This is a genomic window from Nocardia africana NBRC 100379 (genome assembly GCF_001612635.1).
In the GTDB taxonomy this organism is placed as follows: domain Bacteria; phylum Actinomycetota; class Actinomycetes; order Mycobacteriales; family Mycobacteriaceae; genus Nocardia; species Nocardia africana.
Genome location: NZ_BDAV01000011.1, coordinates 378,469 through 396,521, shown reverse-complemented (window position 1 = coordinate 396,521; position 18,053 = coordinate 378,469). Strand labels below are relative to the sequence as shown.

General features: G+C 66.3%; 19 protein-coding genes and 1 pseudogene. 7 read left to right on the top strand and 13 right to left on the bottom strand.

The genetic code is table 11. The annotated features are described in order from the left end of the window. Positions 1-311: 311 nt before the first annotated feature. The 4 genes from NA3_RS20900 to NA3_RS38230 all read right to left on the bottom strand — a co-directional run bounded on the left by NA3_RS20900 (position 312) and on the right by NA3_RS38230 (position 5,706). Positions 312-1,421, bottom strand: a complete 1,110-nt coding sequence (locus tag NA3_RS20900) for an MBL fold metallo-hydrolase (RefSeq protein ID WP_063917620.1) — start codon at positions 1,419-1,421, stop codon at positions 312-314. A 607-nt stretch (positions 1,422-2,028) separates the two neighbouring features. Further along, a complete protein-coding gene (locus tag NA3_RS20895) occupies positions 2,029-3,072 on the bottom strand; it encodes a YdcF family protein (RefSeq protein WP_062965274.1) in 1,044 nt (347 codons plus the stop codon). A gap of 212 nt (positions 3,073-3,284) precedes the next feature. Beyond that, a complete protein-coding gene (locus NA3_RS20890) occupies positions 3,285-3,866 on the bottom strand; it encodes a DUF4262 domain-containing protein (protein WP_062965273.1) in 582 nt (193 codons plus the stop codon). Between the two features lie 154 nt (positions 3,867-4,020). Continuing rightward, the gene (locus NA3_RS38230) at positions 4,021-5,706 is read right to left on the bottom strand and encodes a class I SAM-dependent methyltransferase (RefSeq protein WP_218021868.1); all 1,686 of its coding nucleotides are present in this window, start codon (positions 5,704-5,706) and stop codon (positions 4,021-4,023) included. Between the two features lie 293 nt (positions 5,707-5,999). Between NA3_RS38230 and NA3_RS20880 the strand changes: the two genes are divergently transcribed. Continuing rightward, positions 6,000-7,229: a hypothetical protein gene (locus NA3_RS20880; protein WP_128145229.1), complete on the top strand. Its 1,230-nt coding sequence runs from the start codon at positions 6,000-6,002 to the stop codon at positions 7,227-7,229. Between the two features lie 182 nt (positions 7,230-7,411). On the opposite strand, the pseudogene NA3_RS37715 reads toward NA3_RS20880, so the two are convergent. The 4 genes and pseudogenes from NA3_RS37715 to NA3_RS38225 all read right to left on the bottom strand — a co-directional run. Continuing rightward, a pseudogene (locus tag NA3_RS37715) lies at positions 7,412-7,513 on the bottom strand (nucleotidyltransferase domain-containing protein); the annotation flags it as partial. A 27-nt stretch (positions 7,514-7,540) separates the two neighbouring features. Next, positions 7,541-9,025 carry an MFS transporter gene (locus tag NA3_RS20875; protein ID WP_084491718.1) on the bottom strand — a complete coding sequence of 495 codons (1,485 nt, stop codon included), beginning with the start codon at positions 9,023-9,025 and terminating at the stop codon, positions 7,541-7,543. A gap of 270 nt (positions 9,026-9,295) precedes the next feature. Beyond that, entirely contained in the window at positions 9,296-10,408 is a 1,113-nt protein-coding gene (locus tag NA3_RS20870) for a hypothetical protein (protein WP_227995221.1), read from the bottom strand. Positions 10,409-10,609: 201 nt separating this feature from the next. Further along, the gene (locus NA3_RS38225) at positions 10,610-10,972 is read right to left on the bottom strand and encodes a type 2 periplasmic-binding domain-containing protein (protein ID WP_218021881.1); all 363 of its coding nucleotides are present in this window, start codon (positions 10,970-10,972) and stop codon (positions 10,610-10,612) included. Between NA3_RS38225 and NA3_RS36140 the strand changes: the two genes are divergently transcribed. Together NA3_RS36140 and NA3_RS20860 are read left to right on the top strand one after the other, a co-directional pair. After that, entirely contained in the window at positions 10,866-11,147 is a 282-nt protein-coding gene (locus NA3_RS36140; protein WP_218021867.1) for a nuclear transport factor 2 family protein, read from the top strand. The genes NA3_RS38225 and NA3_RS36140 overlap by 107 nt on opposite strands. 158 nt (positions 11,148-11,305) lie before the next feature. After that, complete coding sequence (locus tag NA3_RS20860; protein WP_062965268.1) at positions 11,306-11,644, top strand: SDR family oxidoreductase; 339 nt, start codon at positions 11,306-11,308, stop codon at positions 11,642-11,644. A gap of 100 nt (positions 11,645-11,744) precedes the next feature. Here the strand turns inward: NA3_RS20860 and NA3_RS37020 are convergent, their stop codons facing one another. Both NA3_RS37020 and NA3_RS20855 read right to left on the bottom strand, forming a co-directional pair. Then, positions 11,745-11,939, bottom strand: coding sequence for a hypothetical protein (locus tag NA3_RS37020; protein ID WP_128145228.1), 195 nt, complete (start codon positions 11,937-11,939; stop codon positions 11,745-11,747). Between the two features lie 24 nt (positions 11,940-11,963). Continuing rightward, a complete protein-coding gene (locus tag NA3_RS20855; RefSeq protein ID WP_062965267.1) occupies positions 11,964-12,449 on the bottom strand; it encodes a hypothetical protein in 486 nt (161 codons plus the stop codon). A 174-nt stretch (positions 12,450-12,623) separates the two neighbouring features. Here NA3_RS20855 and NA3_RS20850 point away from each other — a divergent pair, with 174 nt between their 5' ends. Both NA3_RS20850 and NA3_RS37015 read left to right on the top strand, forming a co-directional pair. Then, a complete protein-coding gene (locus NA3_RS20850) occupies positions 12,624-13,430 on the top strand; it encodes a CPBP family intramembrane glutamic endopeptidase (protein WP_062965266.1) in 807 nt (268 codons plus the stop codon). A gap of 18 nt (positions 13,431-13,448) precedes the next feature. Next, the gene (locus tag NA3_RS37015; RefSeq protein WP_128145227.1) at positions 13,449-13,712 is read left to right on the top strand and encodes a hypothetical protein; all 264 of its coding nucleotides are present in this window, start codon (positions 13,449-13,451) and stop codon (positions 13,710-13,712) included. A 177-nt stretch (positions 13,713-13,889) separates the two neighbouring features. Here the strand turns inward: NA3_RS37015 and NA3_RS20845 are convergent, their stop codons facing one another. Both NA3_RS20845 and NA3_RS20840 read right to left on the bottom strand, forming a co-directional pair. After that, complete coding sequence (locus NA3_RS20845) at positions 13,890-14,699, bottom strand: type 1 glutamine amidotransferase domain-containing protein (protein ID WP_218021866.1); 810 nt, start codon at positions 14,697-14,699, stop codon at positions 13,890-13,892. Positions 14,700-14,766: 67 nt separating this feature from the next. Next, the gene (locus NA3_RS20840) at positions 14,767-15,084 is read right to left on the bottom strand and encodes a YciI family protein (protein WP_062965264.1); all 318 of its coding nucleotides are present in this window, start codon (positions 15,082-15,084) and stop codon (positions 14,767-14,769) included. A gap of 295 nt (positions 15,085-15,379) precedes the next feature. Between NA3_RS20840 and NA3_RS20835 the strand changes: the two genes are divergently transcribed. Further along, complete coding sequence (locus NA3_RS20835) at positions 15,380-15,718, top strand: hypothetical protein (RefSeq protein ID WP_062965263.1); 339 nt, start codon at positions 15,380-15,382, stop codon at positions 15,716-15,718. Between the two features lie 398 nt (positions 15,719-16,116). Here NA3_RS20835 and NA3_RS20830 read toward each other — a convergent pair whose 3' ends face one another. Beyond that, entirely contained in the window at positions 16,117-16,842 is a 726-nt protein-coding gene (locus NA3_RS20830) for a TetR/AcrR family transcriptional regulator (protein ID WP_062965407.1), read from the bottom strand. A gap of 186 nt (positions 16,843-17,028) precedes the next feature. Between NA3_RS20830 and NA3_RS20825 the strand changes: the two genes are divergently transcribed. Beyond that, positions 17,029-17,766 (top strand): DUF4386 domain-containing protein, encoded by a 738-nt coding sequence (locus NA3_RS20825; protein WP_062965262.1) that lies wholly within the window; start codon positions 17,029-17,031, stop codon positions 17,764-17,766. Positions 17,767-18,053: the final 287 nt, after the last annotated feature.

The following is an 18,053-nucleotide window of genomic DNA, read 5'->3' as shown; positions in this document are numbered from 1 at the left end:
ACTCCCCCGCCACCATGCGAACCCGGAGGATGACGCCATGACACCACACCCCGGCCCCGACCTCGACGAGCTACGAAGCGCCATAGCAGCACAGTTGAGCGAATGCCGGACGGTGGTCAGCGGCCACACCTTCGGGTTCGCACGGCCCGGCGGCGGGCACGCGGAAGGTCGTGGCGGATGCTCGCGTCGGTGATCGGCTCGGCGGACGCCCTGCGTCGAATCTGGTGGCCCGCAGCACTTCTCACCCGCCGCGGCCGCCGGTTGGTGACCGCCGCACAGCTGTCGGGACGGTCGTGGGCGGTGAGGTTGGTTTACCGGATGGTGATGGTTTGCAGGTCGTTGCCGATGGTGACTTGGCCGGTGTAGCCCTGTTGGGCCCAGTGGGTCCATTGGGTCGGGTCGATGGTGGCGGTGGGGCCGAAGTCGGCGATGTGGGAGAGCACCAAGTGGGCGACGTCGGCTTTGGCTGCGATGGTTCCGACTTGCTGGACCGCGGTGTGGGATTGGGTCATGTGTGATTGCGCGGTCGCCGAGAGGTTTCCACCTTCGGTGTTGATCGCTTCGTGCACCAGCAGTTGTGATCCGTGGGCGAGGGTGACAAGGTTGTCGGAGTTGGTGGTGTCGCCGGAGAAGGTGACCGCACCGTATTCGGTGTCGAAGCGGAACGCGAAGGAGGGGAACACCGGTCCGTGGGGCACGAGGGTGGCCGTGACGCGGACCCGATCGTCGCTCATCACCGGAAAAGGTGCGGTCGGCGGGGCGGGGCTGGTGTAGCCGGCACCGACGTTCGGTAGTGGGATTTCGTGCACGACCGCGATCGCGCCGGTGTCTTGCAGGCCGGTGTCACGCATGAGCACGTTGTTGCTGTAGGCGAAGGCCTGGTTGCAGCGTTGGGTGAGTTCGGCCAAGCCGGGAGTCGGGTTCTCCGGTTGCGCGACAGGCGGGTTGGCGCCGCCGAAGGCGGGTTGCAGTCCGCCGGCGGGGCCGGGCCCATACACCTGCACGGGCGCGGAGACGCCGTCGGTGGTGCGGGTGTCGGTGGAGCCGCCGAGCATGAAGAAGTTGTTGTAGTCGGCGACATGGTCGGAGTGCAGGTGGGTGATGAAGATGTTCTTCAGGTCGGCGAACTTCAGCCCGGCACGGTGGTACTGCCACACCGAGGATTGACCGCAGTCGATGAGATAGACGTGCCCGTCGACCAGCAACGCGGTGGAGATCCCGGTCCGATCACCCTGCACGTAGGGTCCGGCGCGGGTGCCCAGCAGAACCAGCGCAAGCTTGGCGGACGCGGTCGCTGGTGCCGACGTGGACGTGGCGGAAGCGGTCTTGGACGATGATCCGGTGTTCGACGAGCTGCACGCGGCGATCCCCGCTGCCGCGGCCGCGCCGCCGATGCCAGCCAATATCGAACGGCGGGACATCCCCGGCGTTCTCGCCTCATCTTGCAGGTTTGCGCATGACATACACATAGCCGATATCTCCTCCGATACGGGCCGCGAGCCTCTCAGACAATCTCGGTGAGACGACACACAGAACGTGTCGGCGGAGGTGACGAGCAGGCGGTGGCGCCTGTGCGGCGGCCTCACTATATGGAATTGCGCTGCGGGCGAAACCGCATCCGGAAACCATGCATTATCAGGCTACAGTCGCACCGTCGGGCGATCAGTCGCTTTCGGACCGGAGAAATACCCCGGCGAAAGGGCCTGGCCAGGGTTGTCGGGCTGTGGTTGCCCGTTCTGCGCGACGCCGGTGTGTATCCGGACCGCGGCGGGCCATGGGGGCCACACGCATGTTCAGCGGCTGGCCGTCATGGTGGTCAGTCGGTGAACATGCGGGCGGCCATGTGCCGGGAGTTGTGGATGGCCTGGCGGCCGCGGGGCAGCATGACCGCCTGATACGCGAAGCTGTTGCGACGACATGCCGAACAACACGTTCCAGCCGGTCCGCGGCCGATCACGCGCGTCGATGAGGGTGAACACTGCGCGACTCCGCATGGACAGGCAGTTTCGCCGAGCCTTTGCCCTGTGTTCAGGGCAGGGCCATCACGGCGAGCAGGACGACCAGAATCGAGACCGCGACCGTGATGTGGCTGCGCCGGTAATGGGTCGCCAATACCGCGACGAATTCGCGCAGAAAGGCGGCGGGCAGGAAATAGGCGGCGGTCCGAGATCCCAGGACCTGGGCGTCGATACCGAGGCGGCGGGTCAACGCGGCCGTCCGCAGGACGTGAAAGTTGCTGGTTACCACCGTGATTCGAAGCTGCTCCGGATCGATACCGCGCCGGTTCAACTCGCGCAGGCAATTGCGCAGATTCTCGGCGGTGTTGCGCGAGTGCCGTTCTCGGACGATGGCGTGTCCGCTGACGCCGCGGGCGGTGAGGTAACGCGCCATCGCGTCGGCTTCGGTCGTCGCCTCGTCGGGCCCCTGTCCACCGCAGGTGACCAGGACCGGCCGGTGCCCGGACCGCAGCGCCGTGCGGTAGGCATCGATACCGCGGTCCAGTCGCGCGGCCAGCAGCGGCGTCACGGATCTGCGATTCAGGCCGCAGCCGAGAATCACGACGGCGTCGGCCTCAGGACGAGCCGCCAGGCTGCCGTAGATCAGCGCGTAGCCGCCGAACGCGATCAGATGCGCCACGAAATAGACCGCGACCGCCGCGAGGAGAACGGTGGAGCCGATGGCCCAGCTCGGCATCGCCGGACCGGACGCGACCGTGACGACCGCGGCCACCAGGCCGATCAGGCCGGCCCCGAGTCCGACCGGCAACGCGGTGGTCGCCGCCAACCCGTCCCGTGATATCAGCTCGATTCCGTTGACCAGCAACGCGATACCGGCCACGGCGAACGGAGCCGTGAGTACCACGACCACCCTGAACGACGACGGCGCGTCCGGGCCGAATCCGACGACCGCGGTCGCTCCGCCGACCCCCAGCAGGATGACCGCCGCCAGCAGGACGAATCCCGTCGACAGCCGGCGAGGCTCCGAGGCCACGCGGACCGCCGCGATGAATGCCAGGACCGCTCCGCTCGCCACCAGAAGCCCCCCGATCGACAGGTACGCCGCCGTCTGCATCCGAGACTCCTTCCGACCCCTGCCGGGCCGTCGCGCCGAAGACACTTCGAAGTCGTCGGCGCGACCGAGAAATCCGCGGCGACCGGGCGACGTAGCGATAATTCCCGTTCCGGAGCGCCGGAAACAGATCAGCGGGGCCGGCTGTTACCCGACTGCGCTCGGTACTACCGATTGCAGGCTGAGCCCGACCTTGTTGCGAGGCAGAGCAGGCGCTACCGCTGTCCCTCGGCCCACTCCACCCATTCCTCACGATAGGCCGTCCAGCCATCCTGAGGATGCTCGTCCGGTGTCAACTCCAGCCTCGGTTGTTTTTGCTCGAGCTCGGGCGAGAATCCGGGCTCACCCGGGAACCGGTGAGATCGATCCGGCCACACACACTGCAGGACCGGCCACTCCACGGTGGCTCGGTAGTAACGGATCGCTGTGCCGAAGAACGGTCTGCGCCAAGGCTCGGTGATCGGCCGCAATGTCATCTGATAGTCGGCAGGCAGCACGCCGTCGATCCGCTGGTCGACGTGGAGGCGCGCGCCGGCGGCGACCTGGCCGCCGACAAGGTTGAGCATCGCCATCGCATTCTCGGGCGAGATTCCGAATAGGGCCACCTCGGGCACGCGAAAGCTGTGCCACAAACCCACGGTGAACGCCCACGGACCACTGGTGTCGCTCGCGGGAATACTGAGTACGCCCCAGCCGAACTCGCCGACGTTGTCGACCAACTTCTGATCGCCAGGGTGCATATCGGCGCGATCGCCGTAATCATGGCAAACCACGCACATGCAATCCGAGGTGTTCACGGCCGCAACTCTACTGACTGCCACCGACAGGAATACACCTCGCGGCCCGCGTCGCGGTCGGCCTAAGTCCATCCAGCACAGCGGTTTCCGCGCAAGACAGGTGGTGATCGCCGGCAGATCCTCGACCGTGGCGGGGATCCCATGATCGCGAAGGTCAGTGCCGATCGGCCAGCCGGACGACGAAACGCAGACCCGACCACGTCTCATCGATAGCGCACGTCTTGTTGTCGACAAGCCCTGCGGCCAAGCCGAATTCGCGCACCACGGTATCGCTGAGATCGGTAACCACCCCGCTGGACTTCTTCGGCCACGCGACCCAGAGCCCACCCGCCAGCGTGAGGCGGGCGCGCCACATGCCGAATCCTCGATCCAGAGACCGATAGTCGGGACAGAAGCCGACGATCACGTCATACTGCCCGCGCCCCGCGCGCCGCTGCAGGCAGACCTGTTCGGGCAGCGGTTCGAGCGCGAACCCGCTCGGGGCGTTGGCGAGCAGCACGCGGCTACCGGGCCGGATACCGAGCTTGCGGGCCAACGGGGCGCCGGAATATCCCGCCATGCGCCCACGATACGTGCTGAGCGATCCCGAGCGTGCTGTGGCGCCGAGGAGCACCGGGCGGGAAAAGTTGGTTCCTGCTCCTTGATCCCGTTGATCGACAGTTCCGGGCGCGGTGCGCACGTTCCGCGAACAGCGGGCCCTGCCGCCGGGGGTGAGGTCCCTGGAACGCCTCGTGTTCGAGAGCCGGCGGGCAGCTGACCAGCGGCTGTAAACACATCTTGTCTCCCAGCTCAATGGCCGGGAGGCAGAAAGCCTGTTGGGCCTGCCTGCTGACATCTCCGGACAGCGCTGCCGGAGACGATCAGTTCTTGACGGCCGCCACGCAGCGCTCGACCGGCGAGACCGGCCCGAGGCGACCCACCGGTTCGAGGTAGCGCTCGCGGTATTCGCCCGGGCCGACCTGCTCGTGTTCGTGCCAGCCGAAACGGGAGAGCAGTTCCGCAACCTCGGCAGGACGCAGGCCGAACCGCCAGATCCCCGTGTCGACGAAACGGCGACGTAGCCCGGGCGCGTCGTAGAGTTCGCTGCCGTCCAGAAACTCCTGACGGACATAGGTGAAGGCGAGCCGGGTGCCGGGTGCCGGGTGCCGGGTGCCGCATTGTCGAGGGCACGCAGGGTGTCGCGCACGGCATCGGCCGTCAGGTACTGGGTGACGCCCTCCCAGACGATGATCGCAGGCCGGGCCGGATCGTAGCCGTGGGCAGTCAGAACCGTGGCCAGGTCGTCGTGCTCGAAGTCGATGGCCGCCAGGACGACCCGGCTCTCACCGAGCCGGCTCCGCTTACGCGTTACGGTACGAGGCAGGTCCACTTCCACCGCGGTGACCTCGGATGCGGCGGTGAAACGTGCGGCGCGAGTGTCGAATCCGGCACCCAGTACCACGATCTGGGTGATGCCATCGGCGATCGCCTGCGCGACGGCATCGTCGAGATACCGCTTGCGGCAGGCGATACTGTTCCAGATCCCGGGCGCGTCACGGTCCATCAGCACAGCCAACCGGGTGCGTACCACACGCAGCCGGAGCAAGGCCCGCAACGGCGCCGGCAGCATCGTGGCGGCCAGTCCGTCGGTGAGCAGGCGCTGCTGCGGCGACTCCCGCTGTTCGCAGGCCGCGATCACCATCGGCATGAACGACGTGTCCGCCTTATCGGTGGCCATAGGCAGGTATCCCCCACTGCGCCGGACAAGAATTTCAATGCAGAGTATCTTCGGCGCGTCTCGGGGCGTGGGCATGGAGCCCGAGCCTCCCGACGGACCTGGCCGGGTGCTCAGCCGGCCCAACTCGGACGACGCACCGCGATGGTGAACTGGCGGTCGTACACCGTCACCACCCGATCCGGCTGTACCCGACAGTCGGCACCGGCCCGAGCCGCAGCGGCGTTGTGAATAGGTATGCTCCGCAGGCAGTTTCGTCCGTGCACGCCTGCAAGGACCTACCGCTGCGCTCGGCATCGGACGAGCCATCAGCACACCCTCATCCCGTCAGCATGAGCGGTCGTCGCAAAGCCGTGATCACAATTTGAAAATGTGAACTGTTGACGCTTCTGTCGGGGTTCTGCCGTACATTTCGGCGCATGAGTTTGAGGGGCAGGCTGTTCGGGTCCAAACGCAGGCAGTTCGGGGAGCAGGCGTTGGCGATGGTGCGGGCACAGCAGCGGGTGGTGTGGGCCGAGTTCGATGCGACGGAGTTCGTGATCGGTTACGAGACACACGATCGGCAGCGGGGGCGGATCAGCTTGGAGACGGTGTTCAAGCGGTGTCAGAGTGTTTCCGATCAGGAAGCCCGGCGGCTGCTGTTCGAGTTCGTGGACTTGCCGTCGCCCGAGGAACGCGGGCAGGGACAGGGCTGGGCGGCTGTCGCCGACCGGTTGCGGCCGCTGATCCGGCAGGCCGGGAACCTGGACATGCGGATGGAAGGGGCGCGGCTCGCCGACCACACGCTGTGGCGCCCGATTCTGCCCTGTCTGATGGAGACGGCCGTGATCGACGGACAGACCAAAATGCACAACACGAACCCGGCCCAGCTCCAAGAGTGGGGAGTCGACTCGGACACCGTCTTCGACACCGCCCGCGCCAACATGGCCGAACTGGGCCTGGATACGATCGGCCGCTACGACCCGCGCGACCGTGGCGGCATGCTCTACATCCCCGACACCAGCGGTGACGATTACGCGGGGTCGCTGCCACTGGTGGACGGATGGCTGGCGGGGATCGGCACGAAAGCCGGTGCGCGGCCGATCGTTTTCGTCGCGCAGAACGCCGGTGTTCTCGTCGGTGCGGAATTCTCCGAAGAGCACGTGCTCCATCTGGTCCGCACCGCGCGGGAACTGTTCGACGACGCGCTGCGGGAGGTGTCGCCAGTGCCCTACACCCTCGACGACCACGGCCGGCTGGTCCCCTACCGGGTGCCGCGAACTCACGCGGCGTGGCGTGAGATCCGTTCCGCGGAAACAGTATTGGCCGCCCACGTATACGAGCAGCAGTACGAGCATCTGCGCGCCGACCTGGACGCGGAATTGACCGACGATCGTGCCGCGAAGCTGGGCGCGGTGAGAAAGAAGGACGGTGTCGAAACGACCTGGACGCCGTGGACCGATACGGTTCCCACACTTTTACCGCGCGCGAACAACGTCAGCCTGACCAACCCCGACACCGGCGCGACCTTCTTCGTTCCCTGGCAAACACTGTCCACGGCAATCGATTTGCGACCGGTCGAGGGTTTCTACCCACCGCGATATCGGGTCGAGTTCCACCCGGACGCCGATACCATGGCACACCTGCGAGCCGCCGAGAAGATCGACTAACAGGACAACTGGACCGAGGTGAGCAAAAGACTCGCACACATACGTCTGGGGAATGCCGCTTCACGCCAACGGGACCTGTCGAGCCCAACGGAATATAGCCAGGAAATCCACGTCGAGGCTGTGCGTCGGAAGATCACCCCAAGGCTTCGGTAACCAAACGCACTGTCATGTCGCATGGCGCGTCCGGACCAGCCGATCTCACGCAGTCGGTCGGGTGAGAAGCTGCCGCGATAGTAGATGCCGAAATCCCAGTCGCTGTCCGGGGCATGGGTGCCGGTGGCACGGCCGCAGTCTGGCATGAGTCGGTCATCTCACTCAGCAGAATACGACGCTTCCGCGTCGACCATCACCAGCGGGGCTCGCATGCGCGTATTGCCGGTGCGTAGGGCGATCAGGGCCGCGACCGCCATCAGGATGGCCCCGACAAGCAGCGCCCGGTGATAGCCGGAGTCGGCGGCCACGGCGGTGGACGCGCCCGCGGCGATCAGGTTGTTGGTGCGGGTGATGGCGACGGCGGACAGGATTGCGAGGCCGAACGCGCTGCCGACCTGCTGGGACGAGTTCAGCAATGCCGCCGCCAGCCCGGCCGTGTGCGGCGGCACGCCCGCGTTGGCCGCGGCGGTGACGGCGACGAACACCGGCCCCGCCCCCAACGACATCACGAGAAATCCCGGCAGCAGATCTCCGAGGTAGGAGCCGTGCACCGGCACCCTGGACACGTAGTAGATGCCGGCCCCGGCGAGCAGGCAGCCCACGACCATCACCGAGCGGGTGCCCACGCGCGTGATCAGTTGCGACGCAACGCCTCCGGCGACGGCGAACCCTGCGGTGATCGGAAGGTAGGCGAATCCCGCCCGGATCGGCGAGTAGTGCAGGATCTCCTGCATGTAGAGGGTGGCGTAGAAGAGCAGCGAGAAGAACCCGGCGAACGCGATCAGCTGGGTCAGATCCGCTGCGACCAGCCCTTTCACCCGGAGAACGGCCGCGGGCACCAGCGGATCACGGGTGCGTGCCTCGTTGAGGGCGAACGCGACGAGCAAAGCGGCCGATCCACCCAGGCACACGACGGTGGAAAGCGAGCCCCAGCCCACGGTCGGTGCGCGCACCAGTCCGTACACCAACAGCAGCATGCCGCCGGTCAGCAGCACCGCGCCCTGCGAATCGAAGGCGGCCCGCCCGGTCCGGTTGGGCCGATCGTCCGCCAGAAGCATTACGGCACAAGCGATTACCGCGACGCAGATGGGCGGGTTCACGAAGAACACCCACCGCCAGCCCGGCCCCTGGGAGATGATTCCCCCGAGGAACACACCCGCCGCAGCGGCGACGCCGCTGATGCCGCCCCACACTCCGAGCGCGGTGGCCCGATCCTTGCCCTCGCGGAAACTCGTCGTGAGTTCGGACAGCGCCGCGGGAGCCATGAACGCCGCCCCGACGCCCTGCACAAGCCGCGCCGCGATCAGCAGCCCGGCATCGTCGGTCAGTCCGGCCGTCAATGACGAGGAAGCGAACACCACCAGACCCGCGAACAGCATGCGGCGCCGGCCGATCAGATCGCCCAGACGGCCACCGAGCAGCAGAAAGCCGCCATAAGTCAAGATGTAGCCACTGGCCACCCACTGCAGATTCTGTTGTGTGACCTGCAAACTGTGCTGGATGGACGGCAAGGCGACGTTCACGATCGCCGAGTCCACGATGTCAAGAAACTGAACAGCGCACAGCAGTACCAATACAGCCACTCCCAGCCTGGACCGCAACACCAACCGCCGCCCGGACTCTTGTCTCGAACCCTCCTGCATATCCGCACCCTCTCCGACTGAGTGAGTTAACTCACTCAGTGTTGACGGCAGCTCTGACAATGTCAAGTGAGTTCACTCACTAAGAAGGACGTCGCGGGATTATCGTCCCTTTCCGAACTGGTCTGTGACGAGACCGGCTGTCCGCCGATGCCGGCCAAGGTCACGAGAACCGAGACTGCGGGGGCAGACCTTGATGTCCGTCGCCATGGGCAGTTCGGCGTGAATCCTGCGGTAGCGCTTGATACCTCGGAAGCAATTGGATCTCACGGATCAGCCCGGTCTTCGGACGGCGGCCCACGTCTCGTCCATGTCGTTGCGCACCCATTCGACGATGTCACCCTCGGCGCGGACGTCACCGGTGAGCCAGAACGCTTCGTCGGGTGCCCATCCCGCGATCACCGACGCCGTGTCACCGTCGACATCGATAGCGATGCCCGCAGCCGCGAGATAGCCCGCGACGGTGAGGTGCACTCCCCCGTACTCCTCGGCGACGGCATGCCAGTCGGGCAGAACCCACCGTCCGTCGCGGCCCGTGGTGCGGTACCAGTCGTGGCGTTTCTGCGCCGTGACCTCGAGCGGGAACCGCTGACACAGATGCCCCCAGGCGGCGGCGCCGTCGACTTCGAACGTATCGATGTCTCCCGGGACGATCTGTCGCCGAGCCCAGGCGCGATTCTCACCCGCGGAGTCTTCGACGAACCACAGCGCCGCGGGCGAACCGTCATCGAGCGCCCGCGTGGAGCACGCAACGCCGAGCGGCGCTGACCACCACTCGCCGGAGTGGGCGGCTGTCGGATCGGTGGGGCGTTCCCGCGCCGCGCGTTTCTCCTCAGCAACGACCCGGCGTAGCCATGCGGTGAGCACTTTCCGAACCGGAGCAACCCGGTTGTGTCGCTTGCTCCATCGCAATGACCACTGCTCGTCGCGAGCGACGCCGGTGGTCCACCACCGAGCGTGCTCCGACGCACCGATATGTTCGGCGACGCTCCGCAGTTCCCGAAGGATCGGGTCCGTCATGGCGAGAACATCTTCGCCGTCGGGCTCCTGCCAGTATCGGGCAGAGTCGGTGGCCGCCGCGAGGGCGGCACGCAGGTCCTTTTCCGTCACATCGGGCAGCGGCACGTCCGCCAGCCGCCGCGCGACCTCTTCGGGCGGGACGGTCGGGAAGGGTTGGTCGGCGTCGGGTCCATAGATGACGCATGTGGTCCCGCTTCCCGCGTCGAGGTGGTGGGCGGCGTAGAACACTCCGGAGCAGAAGGAGTCCTGTGCGTGTTCACGCGCACCTTCGTCGGCGATGCGCGCGTACTCGAGGAGAAGACGACGACCGCGTGGGCCCGCCAGCAGTGCCTCGGTGAGCGTCGCCGGAGTTTCCCGTGCCATCATGAATCCAGTAGATCACCACTGCCCTGCCGGCTTCGATCGTACGGCGGTTCCACCTCGCCTGTCTGAATCGACGAAGGCTGGGTTGTGTTGCGCCACTTGATGATTGGCGACTGAGCGGTGGTTCGATCGCAGAGGTCTCCGAAATGCCTGTCCGCAGGCGCTATCGGCTGGGTGGGTCGGCGTTTCGGGCAAGGGGTGGGTTCAGGGTCTGTCGCCCGTGAAGGTCAGGGCGGCGGCAGTGAAGGCGCGGATTCGGGCGTTGGTGCGGTCGGCGAGCCAGACCAGTCTCCATTCCAGCTGTGGTGTGTCGCGTAGCGGCAGGTAGGTGACGTCGGGGCGGGCGTGGTAGCGCTGGGCGTGCGCACCGATCGGCAGGACGCCGTGGCCGATCCCGACCAGGGTCAGCGCCTCCTGCAGGGTGGTGGCTACCGGGCCGGGTGGCAGATCGGCCGTCGGGGTGGCCTCACCGGCGAGATGGATCACAGGCAGCTCAGCAAGCTCGTCGACGGACACCACCCACCAGGTCACCAACACCCGCATCAGCATCGACGGCGACACCGCCACGATGACCGCCCTGTGGAGGCTCAGCACCTGCTCATCGCCGACTCTTCGGTCCCACGCGCTGTTGAAGAACCCGTACGAGGTCGAGCTGCGGCGCGACGGCGATCGGTGGCTGATCTCGCGGATGCGCATCGACAACACCTGGTTCACCGGTGATCCCGGCGCCATCTTCGCCTGAAAGGACACCTTCGATGGATTTCACGAATTGTGCTGCAACACAACAGGTTCGACCGCTGCGGATCGCGGTTCTGGGCGGAACGGGACTGATCGGCACGCGCATCGTGGCGGCGCTGTCGGAAGCCGGTAACGAGGTGTCGGTGCTGTCGCGATCGACCGGTGTCGACCTATGGCCTGGCGGCGGCGCTCACCGGGATCGACGTTGCGATCGACGCCACCCAGGCGCCGATACCCGACGACAGCGCGGCCGATTTCTTCCGGGCCACGGTCGGCAATCTGCATGCTGCCGCACACCGCGCAGGCGTCGGTCACGTGGTACTGCTGTCGATCGTCGGCATCGACGCCGCCGGCGACCACCGCATGACCAGCACCGGCCCGACCGCCGGGCAGTTCGCCCTGCCACCCCGCGACGCTCTCACCGCCGGCGTCGGCGCCCGCCTGGCAACCACCCGCTACCGCGACTGGCTGGCCACACGCACAACAACGGCCCACAGCTGACCACCACACCGGCATACGGCGCCGCTCGAACCGCCGATGCCGCGGGCTCACCGCCCGCGGCATCGGAGAAGGTTCCGGGCCCATAGCGAGGGAAGAACGCCTATGCCGAGGGGCTGGCGAGCAGGCACCACAGCGCGATGACCGGATCGGCATTGCACAGGCCACCGGCGACGGGGTCGCTGGGAGACTGAGTGGCCGCTTCCAATGGGAGCGGAGCAGCGGTGGCGGTGGCGCTGCCGGCCAATGCCGCTGCCCCGAGCAGGACGGCGACGAACATTCCACGACGTGCGAACAAGGTTGACTCCTTTGGTCGATCTGGTCAGGCGAGGGTGAAAGTGGCTGTGCCGGCGACGTATTCCATCTCGCGGCCGTCCTCGTAAGTGGTGATGATCTTGGCTTCCACCCGCCCGGCGCCCGGCGCGGTGCCCATGCCGGTGATGATGCCGTCGGGGGCGTCGATGACGCCGTTGGCGTCGACGTGCTGCGACTGCCCGTCGCTGTAACCGGAGTCGACATTGTGCCAGCGCACCGCCACCCGGTACCCGCCGCAGAGCTGTCCGGTCTGGGTGATCTTTACCCGGACGCCGAACTGGCCGGATCCGGGTTGCGGCACGGTCTGGGCATCGATGATGGCGGCGCAGTTGCCGCCGGGAACTCGTGTCAAAGTCGGCGTGAACGGAACCGCCGGATCATCGGGCACCGCGGTGGCGGGCCCACCCATCCCGACCAACACGGCGACAGCAACGCCGGCCAGGACACCGGCTCGCGCCGAGAATTGTCGAACCTTCTGCCGATTTGGACTCATGGCCGTCTCATCGGGTGATTCTCGGAGGCCGTTAACGACGAAAGGCGCCCAAAAAATGGAGGTGCACGCGGCGGGAATCACGTAGCGCGGCTGGTTGTACGGCAAGCTGGTGCGATGGGTTGTGAGCTTGGTTCCCGGCGGCGTCCGCTGCTGTTCCTGGCATTGGTTACCGCAATGTCGCTGCCGTTCTTCGTGCTGGGCGCTGTCGTCGACAGTGTGCAGGTGGGCGCGCTGGAGTTGCCTGCGAGCGCGATGATGTTCCTGGTGCCGATGCTCGCGGCGGTGTTCCTCGTGTACCGCGACGAGGGCAGGTCCGCGGTGCGGGCGTTGTTGCGGAGTACGTTCGACTATTCGGCCGCTACGCATAAGGCGTGGTACCTGGCGGCGGCAGGTCTGCCGCTGGTCACCGGAGGCACGGCCTACGGGATCGCCCGCATGCTCGGCGCGGTCGACGGGGGTGTTCCGATTGCCTTGGCGGCGTTGCCTTTCGCGGTGATCGCAACATGGTTTGCGGCGACGTGTGAGGAGCTGGGATGGACCGGCTATGCGACCGATCCTCTGCAACAACGCTGGGGCCCGGCGTGGACGGGCATCGCCCTGGGAACTTATTGGGCGGCATGGCATCTGGTACCGCTTGTCCAGGTTGGACATGAGTTCTGGTGGATCGCAGGGTGGTTCGCCGGAACCGTCGCCGGACGAGTGCTGATCGTCTGGCTGCACAATGTGACCGGCCACGGCGTCCCGGCCGCGATTCTGTTTCACACCATGCTCAATGTGACCGCCGTCGCGACACCGGATTACGACCGGCCGGTCGTTGTGATTGCCGGCGGAGCGGTCCTGACCCTAGCCGCGGCGGTAACCGCCTGCAGCTGGCGACGTCGCAACCAGCTGAGTATGCCCACACCTCAGACAAGCCAAGCGCGCTCAATTCGGCTCATTGAAACCGGCGGCCGGGATCGGCGGCGCAGTCGGCGGGTGTAGAGCGCATCGGCAGGATCGGTGAGTCGCATCTCGACCTTCTGCCCCGCCGGCCCGGAACCCCGATCTGTCCGGCTGACAGACCGTTCGTCCGAGCAATTTGCCATTGATGGGAAGGTTCGCCGGGGCTGGGCGGCGGCGGTGGAGGATTATCCGTCTTCGGAGCTCGACCCGGCTTCCTCGGATGGAAAGAGATCGGACATGGACATTCAAAGCATCATCAGCTTGCTGCTCAGTGCGGGCAGCAGTGTTCTCAGCCTCGGAAGCAGCGTGCTGCGGCTCTGACCACTTTCCGACGCCCGGCGTTTCGGCGTGCCACGGCCGGCCGTGGTGTGGCAGGGCGACGTGGACCGGCAGGCCGAGTCCGCTGAGAGCTGTCAGATCGAGTGGATCAGCCGGCGCGCCGGCGTCGGCTGGAGGGCAGTCGCAGGTGCTTGCGCATTCGGCGCAGGTTCGAGTTGCTCAGATTCCCAGCGACCCGATCACCATCCGAGCGACTTTCGTGCCGGAATACTGTTGTTGGCCGGTGATGAGGTTGCCGTCGCGGACGGCGAAGGCGCGGAACAGGCCGCCGGTGACGAAGTTGGCGCCCAGCGCGGTGGCCTCGTCCTGGATCCGGAACGGCATCACGGTGCGGCCCAGAGCTTGATCGGAGAAGTCTTCCTCGACGTTCGCGAAGCCGGTCATGGTCTTGCCCTTGATGAGCGGCGTGCCGTCGTCGGCGACAACGTCCAGCAGCGCGCAGGTGCCATGGCACAGCACCGCGGTCGGCTTCTCGGCCGCGTGGAATGCCCCGATCAAGGCGGCCAGATCCTTGCGACCCCGGAAGGTGAACATCGGCGACTGACCTCCGCAGACCACGATGGCATCGAAGTCGTCGTGGCTCAGATCAGCCAATTCAGCGCTATTGTCCAGCAGGGTAGCCAATTCGGGGGTGTTGACGAAGCCCATGGTAATCAGATCGTCTGCCGACCAGCGGCTCTCGTCGCGCGGGTCGGACATGGCGTCCATCTCGACCCGCCCGCCGTCGGGGCTGGCGATGGTGATATCGTAACGGGCCCTGGTGAATTCGTAGTAGGGATGTGTGAGTTCGGCGGCCCAGAAGCCGACTGGAATGTTCAGCGTCGTCGAGGTCGCCGGATTGGCGACCACCATCAGCACTCGGGGGCGCTGGGCGCGGGTGACATCGATGATCTCGTGATGCTCGATCGGATGCGCGATGGCCATTGTCGGTCCTCCGATGGTAGGGAAAGACTTCACCGCCGATACCACGGACTGGCGCTCGGTGTGGTTCGCCGGGTAGTGATCGGACCGCGCAGCCATCGTTCTGGCGCGACGGTCAGGTGACAGGTTCGCTCTCGGTGCGGGGGTTGAGGTAGCCGAGCTGGATCGGCCGCAGATCGCCGCGCATGAAGCCTCCGGTGGTGACAGGCTCATCAGCGATGATGCGCCGTGCGGCAGCCTCGTCGTCGGCGGTGAAGATACCGACGCCGGTATTGACCGTGCCCAGAGTGGGCCCGGCCACCAGCAGCACACCGGCGGCGTCCAGGCGCGCCAGCCATTCCGTGTGTGCCGCGAATGCGGATCTTTCGTCTACGGTCATGGTGGCGATGAAATTGTCGCGAGGCGGATGCATGAAGAAGATCCACTCGGCCATGTATCGAGTATATGTTCGCGGGGGCAGTTGCCAAGTGGTTGCTCGATGGCTGTGAGTGACCGCAGTTGCGTCGCGGCCGGGTTCGCGAACGGATTGCCGCTCCGCGGACCTACTGGGTCAGGGTGGACTCAGGGTGGCGCGGTCGATGGAACCTGAGCCCGTATGTCGATAGCGTGTAGGACCTGAACCGCGAGAGGACACCATGCACGCTCCCGCCTTTGTTTCCATCCTCGCTGCCGTCGGTAGCGCGCTTCTGTTTCAAGCTGCGCCGGCATCGGCCGAGTCGCACACCGGTATGCCGACGCTGACCGCACAGTTCGATGGAGGTCCGTGCGCGACGACCATCGACGCCAAGGCCAACATCTTCGATGACAGCGACCAGGTCTCCATCGGCTACCAGACCAACGACATCGCCGGCACCGGCAGCGCCGGATGCGGGTCGTCGCTGGTCGCGGTCGTCAACTGGCGCAATGTGGACAGCGGTGGAGTGGGTAGCGTATCCCGGCACATGTTCCACAACGAGACCAATTCGATATCCTTCGCTCCCGGCGCGGGACGGATCGCGATCGAGCTGACCACGCTCAGTACCCACCTCCCCGATGCTTCCCGCCTCGAGGTCGTGATGCACGGCTGATCGCTGCCGGAGATGGGGGGCATAGTGGTGTTTCTCGTCGCCCTCGACGACCCTTCGAATTCGTGGAGAACTGAAGCCGACGATCGAACGGTGCAGTGAAACGCCTTGCGCAACACGCGATTAGGCGTGCCGTTAACGATGGTGTCACCAGGTACACGAAGGCTCCGAAAGCTGCGGGGACCCCCACGGTGACCGAGCACCCGACGGCGACGAAATACACGCACCCGGCAGATTCGAGCTGCCGGGGTGCGTGTCTCGGGTGGGTGCGGCCGCGGCCCAGCAGGCGAATCGGCGCCACTCGCGGGCCGCCTCAACCCCGGTCCGGAATCCGGAGGATCGCGACCGGGTCGCCGACCAGGTGGGGCCGGTTCCCGGGGACTCAGCACCGAATCGGCACACTAGCGCGGGCGAGACACGTTGGGGTCGCGCGAATTCCAGCCCAGCCGATGCAGTCTTTCGGCGCCGTCGAGCAGCAGATCGAGGGCGAACTCGAATTCGAATTGCTCGTCGCAGCCCTGGCCGACACCGGAGAGATCGCCGCCGGTCGCGACCGTCGCGATCTCCAGGATATGCGGGTAGCGCCGGCCGAATTCGGCCATCATCGCCTGTTGCGCCTGCGGGTCGGGTGGCGGCGCGTGATCGTGCCCCGATTCGTCGAACAGTTCGGGACTGAAGCCCCAGATGCGGTTGCCCAGGGCATGCATCACATGATGGGTCAGATCCACCGAGAACCCGCCCGCACGAAACATGCCGGCCACCGCGTCCATGTACGCGAGCACGGAAGGCGTTCGCCGAGTGCGGGATTCGATCGCCTGCCGCGCCCAGGGGTGACGGAGTACCGCTCGCCGCGCCGACAACACGTACTGCCGGACACCGTCCTTCCAGTGCAGTGCCGGATCGGCGGGGGTGAACTCGGCGACGACGAGATCGACCATGCCGTCGAGCAGTTCCTCCTTGTCCGCCACGTGCTTGTACAAGGCCATCGGGACAACTCCGAGGTGTTGAGCGAGCCGGCGCATGCTCACCCCGGCGAGACCGGACCGATCCGCCAACGCGACTGCCGCGCACAGCACCCGATCACGGTTGAGCGGTGTGCGTCGACGGCCTTGGGCATCGCCGGGCATCACACCGTCCGGGTCACCCGACTCGGACGGTGTGTGTTGCCGCGCTCGCTGAACCACCCGTGCCCCTTCCCCGCCGGTGGACGCGCCCGCCGTGTGGCGCCATCTTGACAGGTGGACAGTGTACACCTACGGTTTGGGAACACCGAAGGTGTACCCCGTACACCTCATTTCTGGAGAGAGTTCACCATGGGTACAACCGCACCTGCGCGGACACCGCGGCGCGCCGGCGACACGATGCGGTACAGCGCCCTCGTCGCCGGCGCGCTGTACCTGGTCACCTTCGTCACCTCGATACCCACTCTCCTGCTCTACAAGCCCGTCCTGGATCACGCGGACTTCGTTCTCGGGGCCGGTGATGCCCGCAGTGCGCTGTGGGGTGCGTTTCTCGAAGTCATCCTGGCTCTCTCGTGCGTAGGCACCGCGGTGGCGCTGTTCCCGGTAGCACGGCGGTACAGCGAGACAGCGGCCATCGGCTTCGTGAGCTCTCGGGTGCTGGAGGCCGGCCTCATTCTCGTGGGCGTGAGCACCGTGCTGTCGGTCGTCACGCTGCGACAAGGCGGCGCAGGAGCCGGCGCGGACGCGGCCTCGTTGATCACGGCGGGCCGGACACTCGTGGCGGTCCACGATGCAACGTTTCTGCTCGGGCAGAGCCTGATGCCTGTCGTCAATGCGTTGTTCCTCGGTTCGGTGCTGTACCGCTCGGGGCTGGTGCCGCGCATCATTCCGCTGGTGGGCTTCGTCGGCGCGCCGCTGCTGCTCGCCTCGGACATAGCGATCCTCTTCGGCGCCTACGCGCAGGGCACCCCGCTCGCCGGTCTCGCCGCCTTCCCGATAGCCCTGTGGGAGCTCTCGCTCGGTACATGGCTGGCAATCAAGGGCTTTCGCCTTCCCCAGCCGACCGCACCAGGACACGAAGACCGGTAGCGACCGGTATTCGAGAAGGTCCTGGCGTCCGGTCGTGCACGGCTGGAAATCAACGGGGAGGCAAGGGAACTCGACAACCCGCGCCTGATCGGTGAATCCGAGGCGTTCCGGCATCTCCCCGACGCGGCGCGTCCACCGCGGCTGATGCGGATCACCGAGTTTCTCCGCATGGACCTGGCGGCAAGCTGACTCCAGCCCTGGCAAACAGCCTCTGCAGCAACCCGATTCGGGAGAATCCTCGCGTCAGCGCACTGTGCCGCCGGGAAAAGGTTGGCCTTCCGCACGCG

What these genes read in the sequence shown, in the direction of transcription:
- NA3_RS20840 (WP_062965264.1), bottom strand. Translation starts at nt 15,084, where the DNA reads ATGGCCGAGTGGATCTTCTTCATGCATCCGCCTCGCGACAATTTCATC.
- NA3_RS20830 (WP_062965407.1), bottom strand. Translation starts at nt 16,842, where the DNA reads ATGCCCGGCGATGCCCAAGGCCGTCGACGCACACCGCTCAACCGTGAT.
- NA3_RS20835 (WP_062965263.1), top strand. Translation starts at nt 15,380, where the DNA reads ATGCCGACGCTGACCGCACAGTTCGATGGAGGTCCGTGCGCGACGACC.
- NA3_RS20880 (WP_128145229.1), top strand. Translation starts at nt 6,000, where the DNA reads ATGAGTTTGAGGGGCAGGCTGTTCGGGTCCAAACGCAGGCAGTTCGGG.
- NA3_RS20900 (WP_063917620.1), bottom strand. Translation starts at nt 1,421, where the DNA reads ATGTCCCGCCGTTCGATATTGGCTGGCATCGGCGGCGCGGCCGCGGCA.
- NA3_RS20875 (WP_084491718.1), bottom strand. Translation starts at nt 9,025, where the DNA reads ATGCAGGAGGGTTCGAGACAAGAGTCCGGGCGGCGGTTGGTGTTGCGG.
- NA3_RS20855 (WP_062965267.1), bottom strand. Translation starts at nt 12,449, where the DNA reads ATGAGTCCAAATCGGCAGAAGGTTCGACAATTCTCGGCGCGAGCCGGT.
- NA3_RS20825 (WP_062965262.1), top strand. Translation starts at nt 17,029, where the DNA reads ATGGGTACAACCGCACCTGCGCGGACACCGCGGCGCGCCGGCGACACG.
- NA3_RS20870 (WP_227995221.1), bottom strand. Translation starts at nt 10,408, where the DNA reads ATGATGGCACGGGAAACTCCGGCGACGCTCACCGAGGCACTGCTGGCG.
- NA3_RS20895 (WP_062965274.1), bottom strand. Translation starts at nt 3,072, where the DNA reads ATGCAGACGGCGGCGTACCTGTCGATCGGGGGGCTTCTGGTGGCGAGC.
- NA3_RS20850 (WP_062965266.1), top strand. Translation starts at nt 12,624, where the DNA reads ATGTCGCTGCCGTTCTTCGTGCTGGGCGCTGTCGTCGACAGTGTGCAG.